Annotated in this window: 25 protein-coding genes and 1 pseudogene; 24 read left to right on the forward strand and 2 right to left on the reverse strand. The window is 57.5% G+C overall.

The features are described from left to right. Positions 1–266 precede the first annotated feature (266 nt). The 11 genes from KJY40_RS22370 (at position 267) to KJY40_RS22420 (ending at position 8598) form a co-directional block, all read left to right on the forward strand. Entirely contained in the window at positions 267–848 is a 582-nt protein-coding gene (locus tag KJY40_RS22370; protein WP_230732928.1) for an STY4534 family ICE replication protein, read from the forward strand. Positions 849–919: 71 nt separating this feature from the next. After that, a complete protein-coding gene (locus KJY40_RS22375; RefSeq protein ID WP_230732929.1) occupies positions 920–1177 on the forward strand; it encodes a hypothetical protein in 258 nt (85 codons plus the stop codon). A 100-nt stretch (positions 1178–1277) separates the two neighbouring features. Beyond that, positions 1278–1772: a RadC family protein gene (gene radC / locus KJY40_RS22380; protein WP_230732931.1), complete on the forward strand. Its 495-nt coding sequence runs from the start codon at positions 1278–1280 to the stop codon at positions 1770–1772. Between the two features lie 55 nt (positions 1773–1827). Then, positions 1828–2574: a DUF5983 family protein gene (locus KJY40_RS22385; RefSeq protein WP_230732933.1), complete on the forward strand. Its 747-nt coding sequence runs from the start codon at positions 1828–1830 to the stop codon at positions 2572–2574. A 106-nt stretch (positions 2575–2680) separates the two neighbouring features. Continuing rightward, on the forward strand, positions 2681–3223 hold the full coding sequence (gene pilL2, locus KJY40_RS22390) for a PFGI-1 class ICE element type IV pilus protein PilL2 (protein ID WP_230732934.1): 543 nt from the start codon (positions 2681–2683) through the stop codon (positions 3221–3223). Then, complete coding sequence (locus tag KJY40_RS22395; RefSeq protein WP_230732937.1) at positions 3220–3891, forward strand: chemotaxis protein; 672 nt, start codon at positions 3220–3222, stop codon at positions 3889–3891. Before pilL2 ends, KJY40_RS22395 begins: the two co-directional genes overlap by 4 nt. A gap of 9 nt (positions 3892–3900) precedes the next feature. Further along, a complete protein-coding gene (locus KJY40_RS22400; protein WP_230732939.1) occupies positions 3901–4620 on the forward strand; it encodes a TIGR03759 family integrating conjugative element protein in 720 nt (239 codons plus the stop codon). Next, complete coding sequence (locus KJY40_RS22405; protein ID WP_220556812.1) at positions 4602–5150, forward strand: lysozyme family protein; 549 nt, start codon at positions 4602–4604, stop codon at positions 5148–5150. Before KJY40_RS22400 ends, KJY40_RS22405 begins: the two co-directional genes overlap by 19 nt. Further along, positions 5147–5662 carry an integrating conjugative element protein gene (locus KJY40_RS22410; protein ID WP_230732940.1) on the forward strand — a complete coding sequence of 172 codons (516 nt, stop codon included), beginning with the start codon at positions 5147–5149 and terminating at the stop codon, positions 5660–5662. Before KJY40_RS22405 ends, KJY40_RS22410 begins: the two co-directional genes overlap by 4 nt. Before the next feature lie 9 nt (positions 5663–5671). Further along, on the forward strand, positions 5672–7777 hold the full coding sequence (gene traD, locus KJY40_RS22415) for a type IV conjugative transfer system coupling protein TraD (protein WP_230732941.1): 2106 nt from the start codon (positions 5672–5674) through the stop codon (positions 7775–7777). An 89-nt stretch (positions 7778–7866) separates the two neighbouring features. Further along, complete coding sequence (locus KJY40_RS22420) at positions 7867–8598, forward strand: TIGR03747 family integrating conjugative element membrane protein (RefSeq protein WP_230732942.1); 732 nt, start codon at positions 7867–7869, stop codon at positions 8596–8598. Between the two features lie 26 nt (positions 8599–8624). On the opposite strand, the gene KJY40_RS22425 is transcribed toward KJY40_RS22420, so the two are convergent. After that, positions 8625–9710 (reverse strand): hypothetical protein, encoded by a 1086-nt coding sequence (locus KJY40_RS22425; protein ID WP_220556816.1) that lies wholly within the window; start codon positions 9708–9710, stop codon positions 8625–8627. A gap of 116 nt (positions 9711–9826) precedes the next feature. On the opposite strand from KJY40_RS22425, the gene KJY40_RS22430 reads away from it, so the two are divergent. From KJY40_RS22430 to KJY40_RS22470, 9 genes are read left to right on the forward strand one after another with little or no spacing between them, the layout of a single operon-like run. Continuing rightward, positions 9827–10165: an integrative conjugative element protein, RAQPRD family gene (locus KJY40_RS22430; protein ID WP_220556817.1), complete on the forward strand. Its 339-nt coding sequence runs from the start codon at positions 9827–9829 to the stop codon at positions 10163–10165. Next, a complete protein-coding gene (locus tag KJY40_RS22435; RefSeq protein ID WP_123341798.1) occupies positions 10152–10391 on the forward strand; it encodes a TIGR03758 family integrating conjugative element protein in 240 nt (79 codons plus the stop codon). Before KJY40_RS22430 ends, KJY40_RS22435 begins: the two co-directional genes overlap by 14 nt. 17 nt (positions 10392–10408) lie before the next feature. After that, entirely contained in the window at positions 10409–10780 is a 372-nt protein-coding gene (locus KJY40_RS22440) for a TIGR03745 family integrating conjugative element membrane protein (protein WP_123341799.1), read from the forward strand. A gap of 7 nt (positions 10781–10787) precedes the next feature. Then, a complete protein-coding gene (locus KJY40_RS22445; protein ID WP_220556818.1) occupies positions 10788–11201 on the forward strand; it encodes a TIGR03750 family conjugal transfer protein in 414 nt (137 codons plus the stop codon). After that, the gene (locus KJY40_RS22450) at positions 11198–11839 is read left to right on the forward strand and encodes a PFL_4703 family integrating conjugative element protein (RefSeq protein ID WP_220556819.1); all 642 of its coding nucleotides are present in this window, start codon (positions 11198–11200) and stop codon (positions 11837–11839) included. The genes KJY40_RS22445 and KJY40_RS22450 overlap by 4 nt, the downstream gene beginning before the upstream one ends. After that, positions 11836–12648, forward strand: coding sequence for a TIGR03749 family integrating conjugative element protein (locus tag KJY40_RS22455; RefSeq protein ID WP_230732943.1), 813 nt, complete (start codon positions 11836–11838; stop codon positions 12646–12648). Before KJY40_RS22450 ends, KJY40_RS22455 begins: the two co-directional genes overlap by 4 nt. Continuing rightward, a complete protein-coding gene (locus KJY40_RS22460; protein ID WP_230732944.1) occupies positions 12638–14155 on the forward strand; it encodes a TIGR03752 family integrating conjugative element protein in 1518 nt (505 codons plus the stop codon). Before KJY40_RS22455 ends, KJY40_RS22460 begins: the two co-directional genes overlap by 11 nt. Then, positions 14118–14534, forward strand: coding sequence for a TIGR03751 family conjugal transfer lipoprotein (locus tag KJY40_RS22465; protein ID WP_220556822.1), 417 nt, complete (start codon positions 14118–14120; stop codon positions 14532–14534). The genes KJY40_RS22460 and KJY40_RS22465 overlap by 38 nt, the downstream gene beginning before the upstream one ends. After that, positions 14534–17281, forward strand: a complete 2748-nt coding sequence (locus KJY40_RS22470) for a conjugative transfer ATPase (protein ID WP_220556823.1) — start codon at positions 14534–14536, stop codon at positions 17279–17281. Before KJY40_RS22465 ends, KJY40_RS22470 begins: the two co-directional genes overlap by 1 nt. A gap of 31 nt (positions 17282–17312) precedes the next feature. Here the strand turns inward: KJY40_RS22470 and KJY40_RS22475 are convergent, their stop codons facing one another. Next, positions 17313–18005: a Crp/Fnr family transcriptional regulator gene (locus KJY40_RS22475; protein WP_220556824.1), complete on the reverse strand. Its 693-nt coding sequence runs from the start codon at positions 18003–18005 to the stop codon at positions 17313–17315. A gap of 271 nt (positions 18006–18276) precedes the next feature. Between KJY40_RS22475 and KJY40_RS22480 the strand changes: the two genes are divergently transcribed. The 4 genes and pseudogenes from KJY40_RS22480 to KJY40_RS22495 all read left to right on the forward strand — a co-directional run bounded on the left by KJY40_RS22480 (position 18277) and on the right by KJY40_RS22495 (position 22042). Continuing rightward, the gene (locus KJY40_RS22480; RefSeq protein WP_220556825.1) at positions 18277–19125 is read left to right on the forward strand and encodes an SDR family NAD(P)-dependent oxidoreductase; all 849 of its coding nucleotides are present in this window, start codon (positions 18277–18279) and stop codon (positions 19123–19125) included. A 269-nt stretch (positions 19126–19394) separates the two neighbouring features. Beyond that, positions 19395–20215, forward strand: a pseudogene (locus KJY40_RS22485) (helix-turn-helix domain-containing protein); the annotation flags it as partial. 51 nt (positions 20216–20266) lie between these two features. Continuing rightward, a complete protein-coding gene (locus tag KJY40_RS22490) occupies positions 20267–21673 on the forward strand; it encodes an NAD(P)/FAD-dependent oxidoreductase (RefSeq protein ID WP_220556827.1) in 1407 nt (468 codons plus the stop codon). 27 nt (positions 21674–21700) lie between these two features. After that, positions 21701–22042, forward strand: a complete 342-nt coding sequence (locus KJY40_RS22495) for a cupin domain-containing protein (protein ID WP_220556828.1) — start codon at positions 21701–21703, stop codon at positions 22040–22042. Positions 22043–22092 lie beyond the last annotated feature (50 nt).

Genomic DNA, 22092 nt, shown 5'->3' on the forward strand with positions numbered 1-22092 from the left:
TGGTTTACCCAAGTGCGATCAGCATTCGGAGGCTCGCACGATTACCGCTTCAGCGGTGATGAATGCCCACTATCCCAGATCCGCAAACCACTACTGCGGATCCTCTTCTGCTGCATCGCTATTCCTCAGGCGCACCGTTCTGATCGTCATCGGCTTGCCGGTGGCGTGTCGTTCATCGCTCACCTTCACCTTACCCACCCTAACGGGGACTCACTTCCCCGTCAGGGAACTGTGCGTCGCCGTTTTTCCTTGAAAGGAGAACCACCATGGCCCACGCCAACCAATCCCAAGAAGCGACCACTTACTTCAATCTGCACACCGTCGGTATCGGCTACCTCAACCGCGTTCGTGAAGTACAAGTCCGCCGCGGCCAGCCATTCATGGCCTGCGATATCGCGGCTCTGCACGGTGCCACCGATGCAGTGGAGTACACCCGCTTCGACTGCAAAGTCGCTGGGGGCGAAGCTGAACGCTTGATTCGTCTCTATATGGACGCCGTCAAAGCCGAGAAAAAGGTCTTGCTGTCGTTCCGTATCAGCGACCTGTGGATCGACCCATTTCTCTATGAGAAGGGCGATAAACAAGGCCAGCCGGGTGCCAGCCTGAAAGGTCGTCTGCTGTACATCGACTGGATCAAGGTCAACGGCACGTTCGAATACAAAGCGCCTGCCAGGCAGGAGGCAACAGCACCTGCTGAGCAAGCGCCAAACAGTGAGCCATCCCCAACGTCGGCTGATGCCGAAGCTGAGGATACCGACAACCCAACAGAATCCAGGATTGAACCTGAATATCCACCCACTCCCCGCACGGCCCGCCGTGTCGCCACACGTACTGTTCAGTCCGCCTGAACAATTCACGATGTTTTACATCGAGGCGCTCAATCGAGCGCCTTTTCTTCAGTCAGCACAGGAGACCCCACATGGAATTTTTCTGGCTTTGCGACGACTGCCTGTTCGCTGCGGCTTACGAGGACTACAGCACGTTATCGCTCTACTACACGACGGATGAGATCGAGAAACGCATCGCCGGTCTCCATCAGGAACTGGTTCGATTAATGCCCATCAGTGCCGACTTCGATCCCGAAACTGGCCGTGGAATAAGAGCCTTCTCCCCATTGCCCTGCGACGGTTGTGATTCACACCTGCACGGACAACGCCACCGATTCACTCGGCTGTAAACAGCGCGTCATCGGGCAATGCCCGTGACTCTATATCCACCTCGGGGACACCACTCCCCTTGGGTGTGTACCCCCGGATTGTTCCCTTCGGAGGTACCCCATGAGCACCCAACTCACGCTGATTGAAACCTCGGATGTCGAGGCTGATCGCATTGCCCAAGAAAACCAGCTGATCGAAGAAGCGCTGCATATTCTGGATCGTCGACTGTTCACCCGCGGCCCCGGCCTGACGTCACCCGACACCGTGGCCTCATACCTAAAACTGCGTATTGCGCCACAAGATCATGAAGTCTTCGGTGTGATTTTCCTCGATGCCCGCCATCGCGTTCTGGCGTTTGAGATTCTCTTTCATGGAAGTATCGATGGCGCCAGTGTTTATCCCCGCCAGGTCGTCAAGCGCTCCCTCGCCCATAACGCAGCAGCTGCCATTGTCGTTCATAACCACCCCTCCGGTTGCACGGAACCCAGCCTGGCGGATCGCGCCTTGACCGAACGGTTGAAAGAGGCCTTGGACTTGATCGAAGTGCGCGTATTGGATCACTTCATCGTAGGCGAAGGTCGTCCTCTCTCCCTCGCCGAGCATGGCTGGCTTTAACCCTCAATAGGCGTCTTCGGACGCCTTGTTCATTTCCTTCTGGAGAACCCAATTCATGAACCCTTCACCCCAACTCCCAGCTCTGCTGGAAACCTCAAACCCATTTGCTCGCGGCTACGACAACTTGCATATCGAACGACTGCTACAGATCACCTACGCAAATGACTGCGCTCCCTGCTTTCGCCCCGTACACGACGCACAATCCCATCTGCCTGACGATGCGTTAGAACAGTTTCCCTGCGTGTTCAATGATGACTTCGCTCTGATCAGCGAGGGTCAGCCGATTCCGGATGAATTGGATGAACGCTTCCAGTCAACCGGGCTGGTGCGGCAAGTGATCTATGCCGTGACGGGCGAGATGCTCAACGAGCGACATCACGTCGGTGACCTGTACTCCCTGGAAGAAGCTCAAGCCACGCTCCATCGTTTGAGCTTCGAAACGGGCCACTACAGTCGAGCCTGGGAGATCAGTACCGCACACCTCACTGACGAAGCACTGCGCCACTTGGAAAGCCGGGTTGGCAATTTCGACTCCAAGCCAACCGGACTGCTGTTTGAACCCTTTGCCCTGCCAGACTGCAATGGCGTCGGGTGTAAGCTGATCGACACGCCCTGGACCGACGATAACTTGGTGAAGATCGAGGGCGCTCCTTACCGGTCGCTGAGGCAAGAGCAGCTCGACGCCGGTACGCCGGAGGCCTTGGTCAACGTGCTGTATCTGGCGGCATTGGCGGATGTGAGGTTGTTGATTTTCGACCCCGACGCTGCCGTATTGGACGGGCTCGCGATTTTTGATGAATAGCAACGCGTTCAGCGTTAACACGATCCACCTTGAATCAACTTCCTCACTGAATCGCTCCTTCACCTCATGTCAGGTTCTGCACTGAATCTGACATGAGGTTTTTTCCATGGAGCGTTTTTTCACGCCTGTCTGCCTGCTGGGCTTGTTGAGTGCCTGCACGGCGCAAATCCCAACCCCATTGTCGACTAAGCCAGAGATTGACAGTAGCTCCAATCGGCCCCAGTTGTCGCGGAGCCGGGCCGACGAAAGCCATCCGCCAGAGCTCCGCTATGGCCGCTATACGCTGGTCAGCACCGAGCCCACCACGGAGCAACGTGATCTTCTCGCTCAAATCATTGACGTGAGCATTCCGTCCAACCTGAATCCCTCGGTACAGGAGGCGATGCACTACGTGCTGCAGCGCTCAGGTTATTCGCTCTGCCCTGCTGCCGAACCAGTAAAGATACTTTTCACCCGGCCTCTGCCCGCAGCCCATTACCGGCTCGGCCCGATCCCATTACGCAGCGCACTGCAGGTACTGGCTGGCCCCGCCTGGCAACTCACGACCGATGAGGTCAGCCGTTCGGTCTGCTTCGAACGGGAGAAAGATGATACTGGCACGGTGCGGGTCACACCAACCTCGTCCCATCAGTCGGAGGCACGCCCATGAAAGCCTCGACATTTCAAACCCTCATTGTCGGCTCACTTTGCCTGGTGGTCTCCGGGCTGAGTGGTGGTTTGTATAACCAGTATCAACGCGTGACCGAGCTGAAAAATGCGAACACCCAACACCTACAGGCCCTGGACACCCTGCAACGTGATTCAAGCACTCTCATGGATGCGCAGGAAAAGCTGCAGTACGCACTGAAAGACATGAAGCAGATGGTCGACTCCGGTGAGCAACAGGCCAATACCCTCGATCCGATGTTGGATCAATGGGCGCAAGAGATACAGGAGCTACGCGACGGTCTGGCAGACCGTGCCACCGCAGCCGATATGATCGTGCTACGCGCACGACTTGAGAACGTTGAGCAGCGACTCCTGGACCTCAAGCCCCAGTCATCACTCCCATCACCGACGCCCTCCTCAGCCAAGCCGAAAAAAGCCGCTCGCGCTAAGCCTGCCCCGCTCTCGCCGCCATTCTCAGTGCTGGGTGTTGAATCCCGCGGTGGCGAGCGCTTTCTGGCCGTCTCACCTCCTGATAGTCGCTCGCTCACAGATATCCGGTTGCTGCACAACGGCGAGCAGCTCGGCACATGGCAGCTGAAGGCGCTGGAGCCGAACGCGGCCATCTTCACGGTGCCCACTCAGCCAGACCAGACCGTGCAACTCCCTTGAGAAACGATCATGAACCGAGCGCTACTGTCCCCTGTCGTCTGTCTCGTTTCATTGCTTAGCACGGGCGCTGCGATGGGTAACCCTGTCACGACACCGCCACGGACCCAGGACACGCAGCCTGCTCCGCTGGAGCGTTCGCACTCAGAACAGGCGGCAAGCTGGGGCCTGACGGAGCAGGAGTGGACACGCTTCAAACAGATCCAAACCGGTCCGCGTGGTTACTGGAGCCCGAATCTCGATCCGCTGACTGCACTCGGTGTCGAAGCAGAGAACGACCAGGAGCGTCAGCGCTATGCCGAATTGCAGGTAGCGCTGGAAGCCAAACGTGCCGAGCGCGAGTTGGCCTACCAAAATGCTTACACCGCGGCCTGGGCCAAGCTGTTTCCGGGGCTGTTGCCGATCCAGGGTATGGCATCCCCGTCCCCTGCCAGCTCATCGGTAGAGCCGCGCCAAGCTCTGTTTGTCGAGGAGCATTGCCCAGCGTGCACCGCTGAAGCGCAGCGTCTGCAAAGCAGTGATACGGCGTTTGATATTTACATGGTGGGCAGCCAGGGCGAGGATGAACGCGTCCGTCGCTGGGCTCGGCAAGCGGACATCAATCCGGCCAAGGTTCAGCGCCGGCAGATTACCCTGAACCATGACCGAGGTCGCTGGTTCAGCCTGGGTGCTGCGGGGCCATTGCCCGCCACATTTCAACAGGTGAACGGACAATGGCAACGCTTAGACTGAGTGGACTTGCGCTCATGCTGACGATGCTCGCAGCCCAGGCTGACGAACTTCCGCCGCCTGCCTATCAACTAGCGGCGCATGACGCCAGCATCCCTTCAAAGGTGCTGTTCGCGATTGCGCTGCAGGAGAGTGGTATCCGCGTCCGTGATCAACTGCTGCCCTGGCCCTGGACCCTGAACATCGGAGGAATACCTTACCGATTCGCCACACGAGCGGCCGCCTGTCACGCCTTGCTTCAAGCACTCGTCCGACATGACGCCAAGCGGGTTGATGTCGGTCTTGGACAAACCAACCTGGGTTACCACGGACAACGTTTTCCCAATCCTTGCGAAGCCCTCGATCCCTACCGAAATCTCGCCGTGACTGCCGCGCTGTTGCAGGAGCATCACGCCGCTACCGGTGATTGGGTGTCAGCTGCCGGCCGATATCACCGCCCGGCAGGAGGAACGCCGGCCGCGCGTTACCGCGCCGGCTTTTCCCGCCAACTCGAACGACTGCAGGTTTCCTTCAAACAGGGCACACCACCATGAAGCGAATACCCCTTATCTGCTATTTCATCCTGCTCTTGGCTACTTTCGCCCAGCCGAAACTGACCGTAGCCGAGGATCAGCCTAGCGACTTCACCCGCCTCCATTTTCAGGTCGCCAGGCCGCCAATAAACAACGAGATCCAGCCTAATCGGGCCATGCATGCGGACCTGTCCACTTTTGCCGATGAAGCCTGGACACTACCCGTCCGCAGCTCTCACTTGAGCCCTGGCCAAATCACGTCTCGCGCCCTGAACATGCCGGGCTTACGGCCATTTTTCCTGGTAGGTGAGGATCCCCAGTCACTGGCTTGGTTGCGTCAACGCGCGACTGAACTGCAGGAAATGGGCGCGGCAGGTCTAGCGGTTGAAGTAACCGATACCGAAGCTTTGGCCCGAATTCGAGCAGCTGCTCCGGACATCACCATCCTGCCGGTCAACGGCAACGACATCGCCACCCGCCTGCAGATAGAGCATTACCCGGTCTTGATCACCGCCACCTCACTGGAACAATGAGTTCAGGTCATGGCCGAGCATGCGATGGAGTCCAAGCTCCGGCCCGCGGTGGAGCTGTACACCGTAGCGATCTGCATCGCCGCCGTGGTGTTGTGCCTGTACTCGCCCTGGGCTCTGGCGCTATCACCCGAGATCGGTCTGGTTGCGGCACTGGCCTACGCCCTATTCGGTCTGATCCGCCTCCTACAAGCCTGGGAGGTGTTGCGCTATCGGCGCAATATCCGCCGGCTGCCTCGCTACGAACTGACCAGTCGACAGATTCCGGTCAGCCGCAAGCGTCTGTTCATGGGCCGCGGCTTTCGCTGGACCCGCCTGCACACCCAGCGCTTGGTCGAGGCACAGGAGCCGGCTGTCGCGCACTATGTCGACCAACCTCCCCGTTATCGCCTGGCCCGCGGACTCGAACGTCGACTGGAACATGCACCGTTTCCACTCTCGACATTGGCGCGTGTCACGGCCTGGGACAGCGCTTTCAATCCGTTGCGCCCGTTACCACCGGTCGGTGGTTCGTCGCTATTGCATGGGGTCGAGCCCGATGAAACTGAAGTCGGTCTGCCGCTGGGTGAACGAGTCGGACACACCTTGGTGCTCGGTACTACTCGTGTCGGTAAGACGCGACTCGCTGAGGTGTACATAACCCAGGACATTCACCGTGTCGAACATGAGGTGGTCATCGTCTTCGATCCGAAGGGTGATGCGGACCTACTCAAACGCATGTACGTCGAAGCCAAGCGGGCTGGCCGAGAGAAGGAGTTTTATGTGTTCCATCTGGGCTGGCCAGAGATCTCCGCTCGCTACAATGCGGTAGGACGCTTCGGGCGCATTTCGGAAGTGGCGTCACGCATCGCCGGGCAACTCAGTGGTGAAGGCAACTCGGCCGCCTTCCGCGAGTTCGCCTGGCGTTTCGTCAATATCATCGCCCGTGCCCTGATCGAGCTGGGCCGGCGTCCGGACTACCTGCAGATCCAGCGACATGTGGTCAACATCGACGCGCTGTTCGTCGAATACGCCCAGCAGTTTTTCGCCAGAACCGATCCGAAAGCGTGGGAAGTGATCGTCCAGCTTGAAGGCAAGCTCACCGAGAAGAACATTCCCCGGCACATGGTGGGACGCGAAAAGCGGGTGGTGGCCATCGAGCAATACCTGGCGGCGAAACGGGTGTTTGATCCAGTAATGGACGGATTGCGTTCGGCGGTGCGTTATGACCGCACCTACTTCGACAAAATTGTTGCCTCGCTTCTACCGCTGCTGGAGAAACTTACCACCGGTAAGACCGCCCAGTTACTAGCCCCCAACTACACCGATCTGGATGATCCACGGCCGATCTTCGACTGGATGCAAGTCATCCGAAAACGCGGCATCGTTTATGTCGGCCTCGATGCACTGACCGATGCCGAGGTGGCTGCCGCCGTGGGCAACTCCATGTTCGCCGACTTGGTCTCGGTCGCGGGCCACATCTACAAACATGGCATTGATCACGGCCTGCCCGCATCGGGCAGCAGCAGTGAGAAGCTGCCGATCAACCTGCACGCTGATGAGTTCAACGAGTTGATGGGCGATGAGTTCATTCCGCTGATCAACAAGGGTGGCGGTGCCGGCATTCAGGTGACGGCCTACACCCAAACCCTCAGCGACATCGAAGCGCGAATCGGTAACCGGGCCAAGGCCGGCCAGGTGATCGGCAATTTCAACACCCTGCAGATGCTACGCGTGCGTGAAACCGCTACCGCGGAGTTACTCACCAAGCAGTTGCCTATGGTGAATGTACTTACGAAAACGCTGGTGTCCGGTGCCACCGACACCTCCGATCCCGACGCCAACACAGACTTCACATCGTCTTCGCAGGATCGCGTCAGCAGCACCAGCGTGCCGTTGATCGAGCCCGCTCACATCGTGAGCTTGCCCAAGGGGCAGATGTTCTCCTTCCAGGTCGGTGGGCAGCTCTGGAAAGTCCGTATGCCTTTGCCTAAGCCCTCCAACGATGATGCCATGCCCAAGGACCTGCAAGAGCTTACCCAGCGGATGCGGGCCACTTACAACGAACAGGCGGGCCAATGGTGGAGTGCGAGCGGTGGCGGCCCAACAACCAACTTCGATCTGGATCAGGTGGGGTAGCCCGCCCCGCTACAGGTTTTGACTCAGCAAACACTTATTCGGCAGGCGCCGTGGCAGCATCAACTTAACGGTGCGCAATGGAGTAAAGGATGGCGACTTCCGTACAGAACACGCCGCCACAACCGATCCAGCGCCCGGGATTGATCATCTCGGTTATTGGCTTGGTCTTACGCATTATCGGTTTGCTGATCGCCTCGTTGCTGTTCTCGATACTCATCGAGTTCGCCGGTTTGCTGCTGTTCTGGGGTGATCTGGGTTGGCGGCACAGCCAAGCCATGTTGGCGAACGAACTGGGCTGGCTGAGTGAGCACTTCAAATCTTCTCTCATCCTCCAACAACCTGGACAGACGATTGTCCAGTGGCTGGATTTTCTTAATCAATGGTTATTGGTCAAGACTGGCTTTGCGGACTTCGCTCGGCAGGCGCGGGTGTCGAGCCAGGGCAACGGCTTCTGGAGCTGGATCAACCAGCTCTACGTAAGCATCGAGGACTTCGTAATGGCCGCTGTGTATGTGGCCTTTACCTTCGTGGTGCGCCTGACAATTCTAGTTCTGGCCACACCGCTCTTCTTGATGGTCATGTTCACTGGTTTTGTCGATGGTTTGATGCGTCGTGACTTGCGAAAATTTGGCGCGGGGCGAGAGAGCAGTTTTGTCTATCATAGGGCTAAGCGTGCAATGACGCCGTTGCTGCTTGTACCTTGGATTGTTTATCTATCGCTGCCCGTTTCACTCAACCCTCTCTTTATATTTATACCGAGCGCCGCGATGCTTGGTGTAACAACGGCAATCACCGCGACGACATTCAAGAAATATCTGTGAAATTTGGCCGTTAAGCGTTCCTCAAGTCATTGGCTATGAGTGGAATTCATACTCGCATTTTTGCAGGCCGTGGCGATTGCCCCCATGAAATCCTTCAATTTAGGCCAAATTCTATCCGCACGTTTTTCATGCTCAGAGAATGGTTTTGAAAACATAAAATTAACCATATCTTTAATTTGGCTCTCCGTATCTGGGGTTCCGAACTCCACTCCCATGCTCTCAATATATGAGTGTCGATGACTCAGGACGTCAGCGAGCGTATCGTCCAGGGTTTGCCCTACCAAAACATAACCGGCTTTCTGCTGATACTGTCGGGAACCATCACAGACTTGCAACATATCAATATCTCCTAGCCCCAATAAAGCACCCTTCCTATTGAAATTATTGAGATCAGCTAAAGCCTCCGCCATTGGGCCACTCCCGATCGGCAGTGCATCGAGGTTATGCTGTGACTGCTGAATTATCGCGCGCTCCACTCGACTAGCGAGTACGAACTTAACATACCAAGCATCAAAATATTTCAAAGGCAAGTCATCAGGTATTTCACCATACGCAATACCAGAAGGAATTTTCACACCGAAAGGCGCCTTCAAGTCTCTCTTCCAACTCATGCCTTCTATTTTCTTAAAGTATTGCGTAAGGTACATATCGTCAGCATGTACCGCAGCGAGAACTTCCACCAAAGCTTCAACCGACTTAAAGCCGATCCAGGTCATGCACAGACCTGTATCAGAGAAATACAGCTGAAGTTCTTCGAGTGCATTTACTGCTTCAGCTGACGTAATATTCCCACGACGCCCCATATGCTCATAAAGAGCTGCCGGTGTCACAGCCAAGTGGGTTTCTCTATCACTCCAGCCTGTTACGAACCTGGTAAACGCGGTATATGATAATGCCTGCAAATCGCGATTCGGCTTAGAGGCTCTATGTTTAAAAGACTGAATAATACTGTTATCGAGAACCAAATACATTGGCCCTTCCAACTCGTAGCTGACCGCGTATTTTCTTGCAAACGTCTCAGTCGACATAAAAAATTGAAAAATCTCTTCGTCGCTGCGGCCATGTAAACGCTCCGCGACCTCGACTATAATTTTTCCCTTTACGCCTTCCACTACCACCTTCCTTAACGACAATTTAATAAAACCGATCACACTCAGCTCGAATAATCTGCTGACGTTCACTCTTCCAACGGAGATCTTAATTCCAGACCAACGTCGGGACCACCATAATGTCCATTTCTCCTATGCGTTTGCTCACGCTTGCTGTTATCGCATTTCACAGCAACAGCTTTGCGGCGGGCGGGCAAGAGCAGCAGCTCACTTTAATCCTCCGACAGCTCGATACCCTCGACACGTTAGTACGCAGGGCGCCACGTTTCGAAGCACCAGAATTAAATACACGTTATCGCTTTGACTACCCTCGCCTGACTCAGGATATCCAGCGCATTCGCGAAGGTGTGAAGGGCTATTTATCCCCTTCCCGTGCCCAACCTCGCGACCCCAGTGAACTGTTCGGCGATTACCGCCTCGATACCACGCCACAGAGTCCTCGCCATGAGCATGACTGACGCCCAGACCGCTGCCTTCCAAAACGCCTCCGGCTTTTCGGCGCAGAGCAGTTCGACGCTCTGGCTGTCCCTGGTTCTCGTCCTGACTTTGCTTTGGTGTGCCTGGGTGATTTGGATGGGTTACCGGGGTTGGGCAGCCGGCAGTGTGCGCTTTGGAGCCTTAGGCGGCAGCGCCACGCGTGTGCTGCTCGCTCTGCTCGTTCTGATGTTCTTCACCCTGTCCTAACCCAGGAGATCGCCATCATGCTCAAGTGCCTTTACCCCCTGAAAAACAATCTGCGTGACCGTGCCAGCCAGCGCTTGATCGGTCTGCTGCTGGTGCTTGGTCCGAGCCTAGCTTTCGCCGAGCTCCCCACTATGGAAGCCCCCTCTCGCGGCGAAGGGTCCGGATTGATCGAGACGATCAAAAACTATGCCTACGACGGAGGCATCCTGCTCGGTCTGCTGATCGCCTTACTCGCTTTCCTGGGGGTGGCCTGGCACTCATTGACCGTGTATGCCGACGTGCAAAACCAGCGCAAGACCTGGAAGGACTTGGGTGCAGTGGTCGGCATCGGTGCCTTGCTGGTGGTAATCATCATCTGGTTCCTGACCAAGGCCGCCGCGATTCTGTGAGGTCGACATGAACGACACTATCGAACGCCTTGCCGACGGCACCTTGGTCTTTCTCCCTGAGCGACTCAATCGTGATCCCGCCGTATTGCGAGGGTTGACCAATGATGAGATGTGGGTCGCGCTCGGTGCTGGCGCATTTACCGGCCTAGTGCTGGGTGTTCCTCTGGCGATAGCCACCTCCTCCATTGCCGTGGCTCCAACCAGCATGATCGCAGGCATGGCGATGGTGCTATTTGCCAGTGGCTCACTACTGCGTCGGGCCAAACGGGCTCGCCCCGAGACCTGGTTGTACCGCAAACTCGAATGGGTACTCGCCAGCCGTTGGCGCCTGGGGCGCGGAAGTTTGATTCTCCACTCCGGTACCTGGACGGTTCGCCGTTCGCGGCGACTGCGCCCTGCCCTGTCCCGGTGGCAGCCATGAGCCGCTTCAGGAACAAGGTCGATGCCCAACAGGCTCATATCTTCAGCCTGCGTCTGGCGGTAATGATCCTTGCCCTGGTCTGTGCCGGGCTCTGGTACGGCTGGCGCTCGGCACCGACCGATCTGACCGTGCATGTACCACCGGATCTGCGCTCAGGCAGCACGCGCAAGTGGTGGGATATCCCCTCAGAGAATGTCTATGCCTTTGCCATGTACATCTTTGGCCAACTCAACCGCTGGCCCTCGGATGGCGAGCAGGATTATCGCCGCGCCATCTATGGTTTGCAGTCCTACCTGACACCCTCCTGCAAGGCCTTCCTCGATGGCGACTACGAATACCGCAAGGCCGCCGGCGAACTCCGCCAGCGGGTGCGTGGCGTCTACGAAATTCTGGGCCGAGGCTACAGCGAAGATCCGGAACTCAGGGTCAAGCAGCTCGATCGCGACAGCTGGCTGGTCACGCTCGACCTCAACGCCGATGAGTATTACGCCGCCGAACCGGTGAAACGGGTGGTGGTGCGTTATCCATTACGCGTGGTGCGTTTTGATCTGGACCCCGAACGCAATAAATGGGGGCTGGCACTGGACTGTTATCAGGGCACGCCGCAAAAAATCGCTCTTCCTGGAGGTGAGCCATGACGCGGATTTCTACCCTGGGGCTCACCATCGCACTGATGCTATGGGGAGTTGCAGCGCAGGCCGTCGAGTTGATGCGCTGGGAACGCCTCCCTCTCGCGGTCCCGCTGGTGATCAATCAGGAACGAGTGGTCTTTATCGATGAGGATGTTCGAGCCGGGCTGCCCTCAACTCTGACAGGCAAACTGCGCGTGCAATCAACCGGTGGCACGCTGTACCTACGCGCGTCAGAAGCCATTGCACCTACCCGGTTACAACTGCAATCGGTCGCGACGGGCGAGATCATCCTCTTGGACATTGCAGCCACGCCTGGCGAGCAACCGCTGGAACCCGTGCGTATTATCAAGAATGCTCAGGGACAGCCTACCGAGGCTGAATCTGGCACCGTCCCTGTTCCAGAACGTACGCCAATCCCAGTCGCTTTGACGCGCTACGCCGCGCAAAGCCTGTATTCGCCGCTACGCACCGTGGAGTCCCTGCCCGGTGTGCGTCGCGTCCCGCTCATGCTGCGTACCGAACTGCCAACCCTGCTGCCAACCGAAAACGTGTCCAGCACACCCATCGCCGCCTGGCGACTCGGTGATTACTGGGTGACGGCCGTGAAGCTGCGCAATCGTGGTTCAGAGACGGTGCAACTCGACCCACGCCGACTTCAGGCCAAGCTGTTCGCCGCGACCTTCCAGCACGCTTTCCTCGGGCCTGTCGGCAGCGCTGAAGACACTACGATCGCCTACCTCCTCACTCGCGGTGCCGGCCTCGAACAAGCCATGCTGCTCCCGCCCATTGCGCGAGGTGCTGACGATGAAGGCTAACGCCTTGCTCAAATGGCTGGTACCGGCTGCGCTGCTGGCCGTGGTGTTGATCATCCTGAAAACCTGGGTCGCGGGTAGCAGCACGCCCTCTCCAGCAAACCCAGTTGATCAGGGTGACATTCAGTTATCCGCCGAGCAAGCCAAGTCGCTCGGTATTGCGGGCGATACTCCACGCGACACGGTCGCCACCCTGATCGGCCAGGTGAAAGCCATGCGCAGCGACATGCTCGGTTTGAAGAAACACAACGATTCCTTGTTGACGGAGAACAATCGCCTGCGCGAGCGGGAAAACAGTGTCGACTCACGTATCCAGACCGCACTGGGCAGCGTAACGCAGCAGGTCGACGAAGGCCGCCGACAAGCCAACGAGGCCCGACTCAAAGCAGAACAAGACAGTCGTCAGGCTCGCGGTCTGCTGACGCAATTGCAGGAGCAGTTGTCGGGGCTGACCGGCAAAGACAAGGATATGCCGATCGGACTGGGGCTTGAGCCGAACGACGGTGCCCAGTTCGAAGGGCAGCACTCTACCAATGATGCACTGCAGTGGATTGAGCCCTCGGATGCTCTGCCCACCACCCCCCAGGGCAAAACCAAGACCGCGGCCGACCTGAGTCTGCCTACTGCCTTCAACTCACTGGAGGGTTTGAAGGACAATGCCATCGACCGCAGCCAGAAGCAGTTACGCGAGGCCACCAAGGGTGAGCGTGACCTTTCGCGATCCGCTGACCGTACCGAAGATGCGAAGCCGATCTACACCATTCCGGAAAACGCGACATTGATGGGTTCGGTCGCCATGACTGCGTTGATCGGCCGAGTCCCAGTGGACGGCACCGTGAATGATCCCTACCCCTTCAAGGTGCTGGTTGGTCCAGAGAACCTGACCGCCAACGGCATCGATCTGCCGGATGTTGCGGGCGCTGTAATGAGCGGCACCGCGTCCGGTGACTGGACCCTGTCTTGCGTACGCGGACAGGTTGAGTCAATCACCTTTGTGTTTACCGACGGCACTATCCGCACGGTGCCTCAGCCGAAGGCAGTGGCCAGCCGCAACGCCTCCACCGCCCAGAGTTCGAATACCGACAAGATTCGTGGCGGACTCGGTTACCTGTCCGATCCGTATGGCATTCCTTGCATTGCCGGTGAGCGCCGCTCAAACGCCCAACAGTACCTTGGTAGCCAGAGCTTAATCACTGCCGCCGGCGCCGGTGTTGCCGCCTTGCTCGGGGATGAGCAGAACAACAACAGCGTGATCAGTTCGGGCGGCAGTACGCTCGGGGTCACCAGCAGCAGTAGCAATAGCGCGCTGAATTCAATTCTCAGCGGTGGGGTCAGCGACATCCGTGAGTGGATCAACAAACTCTATGGCGAGACCTTTGCTGCCGTGTACGTGCCACCGGCCGCCCAAGTCGCGCTGCACCTCGACCATGAAATTACCATCGACTACGAGCCCAAGGGCCGGAGTGTTCGCCATGAAAAAGATCATGCCTCCCTACCTAATCTGGATTAGCGTGTTCTGCTGGGGCCTGGCTGGGTGTTCCACCGACAAAGAAACGCTGCTGCCCCATGGCGAGCAAACCATGCTGGACATCTGGAACGGCGCCGGTTCGCAAGGCACTCAGCAGCAACTGTTAGATGCTCGGCAGCAGCTACGCCGCCCGCTGGCTCAGGCGGATTTCTCCGCGCTTCTCCAGGAACCGTATACGCGCACCGCAGCGAACGAGATCCACAATTTGTTCCCTCGCCTGCCCAATCCCGATCTGGTGCTGTACGTGTATCCGCACCTTAGTGGTACCGAACAGACACCGATCCCAGGTTACTCGACGGTCTTTCCGTTCTACCAACGGGTGCAGTACGCATTGCCGGGTGAACGTCAGGAAGACTTGTAGTGCGTACCGGCGATTCGGGCAGCCGCACTTCTGCGTGGAAAGCCTGGCGCCACCCATTGCGCCCTCGTGCCACCTTGGCCGATGAAGCTGCACTGTATGCACACAACCCCAGCTTCACCGATCATCTGCCTTGGGTCGAATACCTCGACACCGAGCAGTGTTTCCTGCTGGATGACAATCGCTCGGTGGGAGCGGTGTTCGAGTTACTGCCCATCGGTACCGAAGGGCGCGAACCCGATTGGCTGATGGCCGCCCGCGATGCACTCGAAGACGCCCTGCAGGATAGCTTTGACGAACTGGATCAAGCGCCTTGGGTGGCGCAGTTTTTCTGCCAGGACGACAACGATTTCACCCCTTACTTGACGCGGCTCACCGATTATATTCAGGACAGCGCGCGAGGTACGGTCTTCACCGAAACGTTTTTGGAACTCAGTCGTCGTCATCTGAAGGCCATCGCCAAGCCGGGAGGTCTGTTCGAGGACAAGGCCGTCACGCGCCTACCCTGGCGTGGCAATAACCGACGGGTGCGCCTGGTGATCTATCGCTGGCTTGAGTCTGGCGCTGAGGAGGCGGGACTTACCCCGGCGCAATCCCTGCAACAGGCTTGCGAACGTATCGTGGCTTCGTTGCAGGCATGCGGGGTGCAATCGGCGCGAGTCGATGGCCACGGTCTGTATGCTTGGTTGTTGCCCTGGTTCAATCCGGCGCCCAGGCTCACGGATGAAGCGCCCGAGGATTTCTACCAATGCGTGGCCTATCCGGAGTCAAGTGATGGCGAGTCGCTGGAGTTACCCTTCGACCACGACTTCTCCGAGCGGCTGTTTTTCAACGAACCGCGTTCGGATGTGCAACAGGGACTTTGGTACTTCGATGGACAACCCCATCGGGTCATGGTGGTGGACAAACTGCGGCGGCCTCCCTTGATTGGTCAACTCAATGGTGAAACTCGCAAGGGCGACGCGGTGAATGCGCTGTTCGACCAGTTACCCGAAGGCACGGTGATGAGTCTGACCCTGGTGGTCAAACCCCAAGATGTGCTCGAGGAGCAGCTGAACCGTCTGGCGCGCAAAGCCATCGGTGAAAACCTGGCCTCGACCCAGACCCGCCAGGATGTTGAAGAGGCTCGCGCGATCATCGGCCGTCAGCACAAGCTATACCGGGGCACCCTGGCATTTTACGTGCGCGGTCACGATGAACAGCAATTGCACCAGCGATCGGTCAGCCTGGCCAACGCGCTGTTGGGCGCGGGGCTGCAACCGGTACGCGAAGGCGATGAAGTGGCCGCCTGCAACAGTTATCTGCGTTGGTTGCCGATGGCTTACAACCCGGCCCGCGACACACGCAACTGGTACACCCGCCTGATGTTCGCCCAGCACCTGGCAAACCTGATTCCGGTGTGGGGCCGCAGCACTGGCACTGGCCACCCGGGCATCACTCTGTTCAATCGTGGTGGCTCGCCGTTGAGCTTCGATCCGTTGTCACGACTAGACCGGGCTATGAACGGCCATCTGCTGTTGTTCGGCCCGACCGGCGCCGGTAAGTCGGCCACCTTGGTCACCCTACTGATGCAGGTCATGGCGGTGTACCGCCCCCGCCTGTTTATCGTCGAGGCCGGTAACTCATTTGGCTTGCAGGGCGACTACTTCGCGATGCAAGACCTGTCGACGAACATGGTCCAATTGAAACCTGGTACCGCGATCAGCCTCGCCCCTTTCGCCGATGCCTCGCGCCTGGTCGAGCAGCCGGATCAGGTGGCGAGTCTGTCGATCGATGAGCTCGACGATGAGACGGTAGCCAGTAGCGAAAACCAACGCGACATTCTAGGCGAACTGGAAATCACTGCCCGCCTGATGATCACCGGCGGCGAGGCCAAGGAAGAGGCGCGCCTGAGTCGAGCCGATCGCAGCTTGATCCGCGAGTGCCTTCTGGATGCGGCGCAGACGTGCGTCGCGGCGGGTCACCAGGTACTGACTCGCGACGTGCGCGACGCCCTGCTGCGCGTCGCTGCTGACACGCGCTTGCCGGAGAAACGTCGTGAGCGTGCCCAGGAAATGGGTGAGTCCATCGACCTGTTTTGTCAGGGCTTCGAGGGTGAATTGTTCGATCGCGAGGGCGCACCTTGGCCCGAGAGCGATGTGACCATTGTCGACCTGGCCACTTACGCTCGCGAAGGCTACGAGGCACAGATGTCCATCAGCTACATCAGCCTGATGAACACCGTGAACAACCTTGCCGAGCGCGACCAGTACCTGGGGCGACCGATCATCATGGTCACCGACGAGGGCCATATCATCACCAAGAACCCCTTGCTGGCACCGTTCGTGGTCAAAGGCACGAAGATGTGGCGCAAGCTCGGTGCCTGGTTCTGGATGGCGACGCAAAACCTTGCCGACTTTCCCACTGCCGCGCAGACCATGCTCAACATGATCGAATGGTGGATTTGTTTGAACATGCCGCCCGCAGAGATTGAGGAAATCGCACGATTCAAAAAGCTCACATCGGCACAGAAAGCCTTGCTGCTCTCCGCCAGCAAGGAGCCGGGTAAATACACCGAGGGGGTCGTGCTGTCGAAGAAGCTCGAAACACTGTTTCGGGCCGTGCCGCCCAGTCTTTACCTCGCCCTGGCCATGACGGAGCCTGAGGAAAAGGCCGAGCGCTGGAGACTGATGCAGAGCACCGGCTGCTCGGAATTAGAAGCGGCTTACCGAGTAGCTGAACGGATCGATAAGATGCGAGGGATCAAGTGACACGGACATCATTAAATACCAACAGCGCGATTCACAATCCAGACGCCATCGCCTTCAATTTTGCCAACGATGCGATCTGAACCTGTCCGTATTTTAGAATTACCGCCCCCTCGCCTGCCATGGACTTGAGCTCAAGTGCAAGGGTTTGCCGGGTGATGCCAAGCATCATGGCCAGCGAGTCCTGAGTGATATTGAGGACATGACGCTCATTCAGCGACAAAGATGTATCGCCGTGGGCTAGGTGATCAAGTCGACGAGCGATGCGCATGCGGGTCGAACGCAGCATGCTGTCTTCGAGCATTTTGTAGACGAGACGAGAGTGCATGGCTTGCAGTGCCGCGATCGCCCGTGCGAAACCGTTGTTACTCATCAGGCGTTCGAAATCTGCGGGCTCAATGCAGCGCACTTCGACCGCAGTCACAGCGCTCATGTCGTGCATCCGCGGCAGTCCGTCGAGCAATGACGTCTCACCGAACCAATTACCCACTTCAAACACCGTCAAAATCGCTTCTTTGCCATCTTCCCCTAAGCTGGACACCTTAAGCGCGCCGTGGACCAATCCATAGAAACAGCCCGGCGCATCGCCTTGGCGAAGGAGAAACTCTCCGGGATTGAGACGCTGGATTCGGCTGTCGACGAGCATTTCCTGTTGCACGTCAGGTGCAAGGCCAGCGAACCACTGGTTCTCGGCCATCTGCTTCAGGAGTTGGTCGTAGGCAAGCATGGTTATCTCTCTTCTGTCAGCCGGCATAATGTAGTCCCACAAAGGTGCGCCTCCCAATCACCCTTCGTAAAAAACTCGCTGAATGCAAGATTCCTTGCAGTGTCCACCGGCTCAAAAAATTACCCTCCTTTTCAGCGTGCCACCTTGTATGGCACGGGTAGTCTTACCCTCGGCTTTTACGCAATGACCGCCCTCATGGCATTGGGTGGCCTGGTCATGCTGCGTAGTCCAACCCTTGCGTCATCCTGATTTCAACCTGGAGCAATCATGTATGTCATTCACAGATGAAGTTGTATGGATCACCGGCGCGTCCTCGGGTATCGGTGAAGGGTTGGCCGCGGCATTTTTGCGCGATGGCGCTTGGGTGATTCTTTCCGGGCGGCGCGTCAGTGAACTTGATCGAGTTGCAGCCCTGGCGCCGGATCGCACTCTCGTCCTACCGTTCGACACCACTGATTATGCCGCGCTTCCCGAATTAGTAGAGCGCGCCTGGAACTGGCGTGGCCGAGTAGACCGCTTGATCAACAACGCCGGCATCAGTCAAAGAAGCCTTGCGTTGGACACCGACCTAGCCGTCTATCGCCAGCTCATGGAGGTCAATTACGTTGCCCCCGTGGCGCTGACCCGACAGCTGCTACCGCTGATGGTTGAGCAGCGTAGCGGACAGATCGCAGTGGTCAGCTCGGTTGCCGGCAAAGTCGGCGCGCCACTGCGTTCGGGTTATTGCGGGGCAAAACATGCCGTCGTCGGTTACTTCGATGCCTTGCGCGCAGAAGTCGAAGAGGCCTATGGCATTCGCGTGAGTGTTATCCTGCCAGGATCAGTGCGGACGTCGATTGCGATTAACTCACTTGAAGGCAACGGTGCTTCGCGAGGCCGTTCCGATGACAATATTGAGCACGGTATGGCAGTGGAGACTGTTGCGGAGTTGATTCTGAACGGTTTGAAAAATAACAGTCGGGAAATTGTAGTGGCCGAAGGTATCGAGGCGATGGCTTTGCGGCTGCGCACCCAAGATCCGGAACAACTCTTCACTTTAACGGCCCGGGAGGGTACGCGTCTGGCGAAACTTCGTGAAGAGCTGGGGAGCGGCGTTTCCATGGATCCGGCTAAGCTTTAACTAAGCTAGAGACAGCCCGATCTTCTTGGGTCACGTGGCCAAGGCCGATTTTGCCCTCCAAATCGGATCACTAGATCATCACTCAACACTTTTTTTCTGCACTGCCGCTATACCGATGACGCATCGCACGCCGGATTTCAGCCGTTCGGCGCTTTTCCGTTGATAGACCTTCCTGCCCTAAAACGTCATCCAAATTGTCCAGTGGGTCATTGAAGGGCCTCGTACAGTTGGGCAAAATCCAGGGTCACCAGCCCCGAGCGGAGCGTTTTATGCCAGATATAGCTCCAGACGATGATCGCGCGCAAACCCAGGCCACAGGCGATGTGGTACTGGATCATCACCTGTGCTGGAAAAACCGGAACCTCGAAGGGGTTCTGGCTCATTACCATCCTGAAATTCAATACCACGATTTCTTTCAGAATCGAGTGGTGACGTTCGACGGACTACGTGAGTATCTGCAAGAGACAATGCCCCGTGGCTCCGACGAGAACATCGAGCACAGCGACCGTATCCGGGTCGATGGTGATACGGCGTTCATCCAGTATTGCATCACTCTTCGTGGTGGTCAGGGCTTGGTTTCGTTTCGCACCAGTGAGGCGATCACCGTGCGCGACGGTTTGATCTGGCGCGTCAATGAATATGCATCTCTGGTGCATGAGCATCCCACCAACCGCTCTCCCTCCCAGGCCATACGCCCAACGGTCAGCCGACTTGGTTTGTCGCCCCACCAGCTGGGCTATATGGCCAAAGACCTGCAACAGTACTTTCAAGATCAGCAACCCTACCTGGACCACGAGCTAGACTTACAACGGGTAGCCAAGGAATGTGGCTATAGCCGTAACCAAATTTCCTACCTGTTAAATCAGGTGCTAGGGCAAAGCTTTTATCGTTACGTCAACCATGCACGCCTGCAGCATTTGCTGGCGGCCTTGGACAAAACGCCACCTCCAATCCGCATAGATGAATTGGCATTCGCCGCCGGTTTCAATTCGCTATCGGCGTTCTACAGTTGCTTTCGTCAGCACACTGGGCTGTCGCCCAAGGCCTACGTCAAACAAATTTCTTGCGTGCACGCACGCAAGACACTCCCGGAGCCCAAACACTAAGATCACGCCATCAAGGTCGGATGGTGGAGCTGGGCATGCTGCAATGGCGCAATATCAGCTTATGGATGGACCAGCTGGAAGAGCCGCTGGTGGGTCGACCATCCTTGGAGCGCGACTTGGACGTCAACGTCGTGATCATCGGCGCTGGCTATACCGGGTTGTGGACCGCCTATTACCTCAAACGCCAGGCGCCTGAACTGAAGATTGCCATCATCGAAGCGCAAACCGCAGGCTTTGGCGCTTCGGGCCGCAACGGTGGCTGGCTGATGGGCAATCTGCTGGGTGAGAACCGTTTGCTCGCGGGTTTGTCTTTCGAGCAACGCCGCGCGTCCTTCGACTTACTGCACGGCATCCCCGATGAAGTGGCTCAGGTCATCGAACGCGAAGGCATTGATTGTGACTACCGCAAGGGTGGAGTGTTGTATTGCGCAGCCCGCTATCCGGAACAGGAGATTAGCCTACGCAAGCATCTCAATGATCTTTATGCCCAAGGCCTGACCGAAGCCGATTATCGCTGGTTGAGCCCACAGCAGTTGGCCGAGCAGATCCGCATCGCCAAACCTTACGGTGGCATCTTCGCGCCTCATGTCGCAACCCTTCATCCAGCCAAACTGGTTCGAGGCTTGGCACGGATAGTCGAGCAGATGGGGGTCAACATCTACGAGAACAGTCCAGTGACCCACTGGCAATCCGGCAGTTTGCGCACTGACAAAGCCGTAGTCCGCGCTTCCTGGGTAGTGCCTGCGGTCGAGGGCTATGCCCCAACTCTGCCGCCGTTGGGACGTTATCAATTGCCGGTGCAAAGCCTGATCGTCGCCACCGAGCAGTTGCCCGCCAACATTTGGGATGAAATTGGCCTAAGCCGAGGCCAAGCCTTTGGCGAAAGCAGCCGACAAGTCACCTATGGCCAGCGCTCAGCGGACAATCGTCTTGTGTTTGGGGCCCGTGGCGGCTATCAGTTTGCCGGTAAGTTGCGAGATAACTTTGACCTGACTGATAACGAAGTAGATCTGCGCCGCTATCTATTCGGCGAGCTGTTTCCTCAGCTCAAGGATGTTCGCATTACTCACGCCTGGGGCGGCAATCTAGCCATGTCACGTCGTTTCAGGCCGCACATGCTCTGTGACCACCGATCAGGCATTGCTTTGTCCGGCGGTTACGGCGGTGAGGGAGTAGGCGCCAGCAACCTCGGCGGTCGGACCCTGGCGGACCTGATCCTGGGTCTTGAGACGCCTCTAATTCGCCAGCCTTGGGTCATTCCCCAAGGCAATCTCGACACCCTAAAGGCCTGGGAACGGGAACCCTGCCGTTGGCTGGGCTACAGCGCGATTATTCATAGCTTTGTTCATGAAGACCAGATCCTGGCCAACCCCGGCACTGCGTCGTGGCGTCGACGCATGGCCAGTGGAATTGCCGGATTCATGGAAGGTTTCATGCAGTAAGTCGTCTCAACTACTACAGGTATGACCATGAATATCACTCACTTCAAAGATGCTCTAAGCAGTCACTTGCCATATTCATCCCCAGTCGCCGTGCCCTTGGGCGAGCCAGTGGCTGTGGCGTCCACCCTAAGCGTGGAACGCAGCGATGGCGTCGAAACCGGTATTTGGGAATGCACCCCCGGGCTCTGGCGGCGCCAAATCGTTAGCCAAGAGTTCTGCCACTTCGTCAAAGGCCGCTGCACTTTCACTCCAGACAATGGTGAAACCATACACATCGAAGCTGGCGACGCATTGATGCTGCCGGCCAACAGTGCTGGTATCTGGAACGTTCTGGAATCGGTGCGCAAGACCTATGTATTGATCCTCTAACTCTTTGATCGCCTGCCATAAAAACAGCCCTAAAATCGCCAGGAAACCAG

The organism is Pseudomonas fitomaticsae (genome assembly GCF_021018765.1).
Taxonomy (GTDB): Bacteria; Pseudomonadota; Gammaproteobacteria; order Pseudomonadales; family Pseudomonadaceae; genus Aquipseudomonas; species Aquipseudomonas fitomaticsae.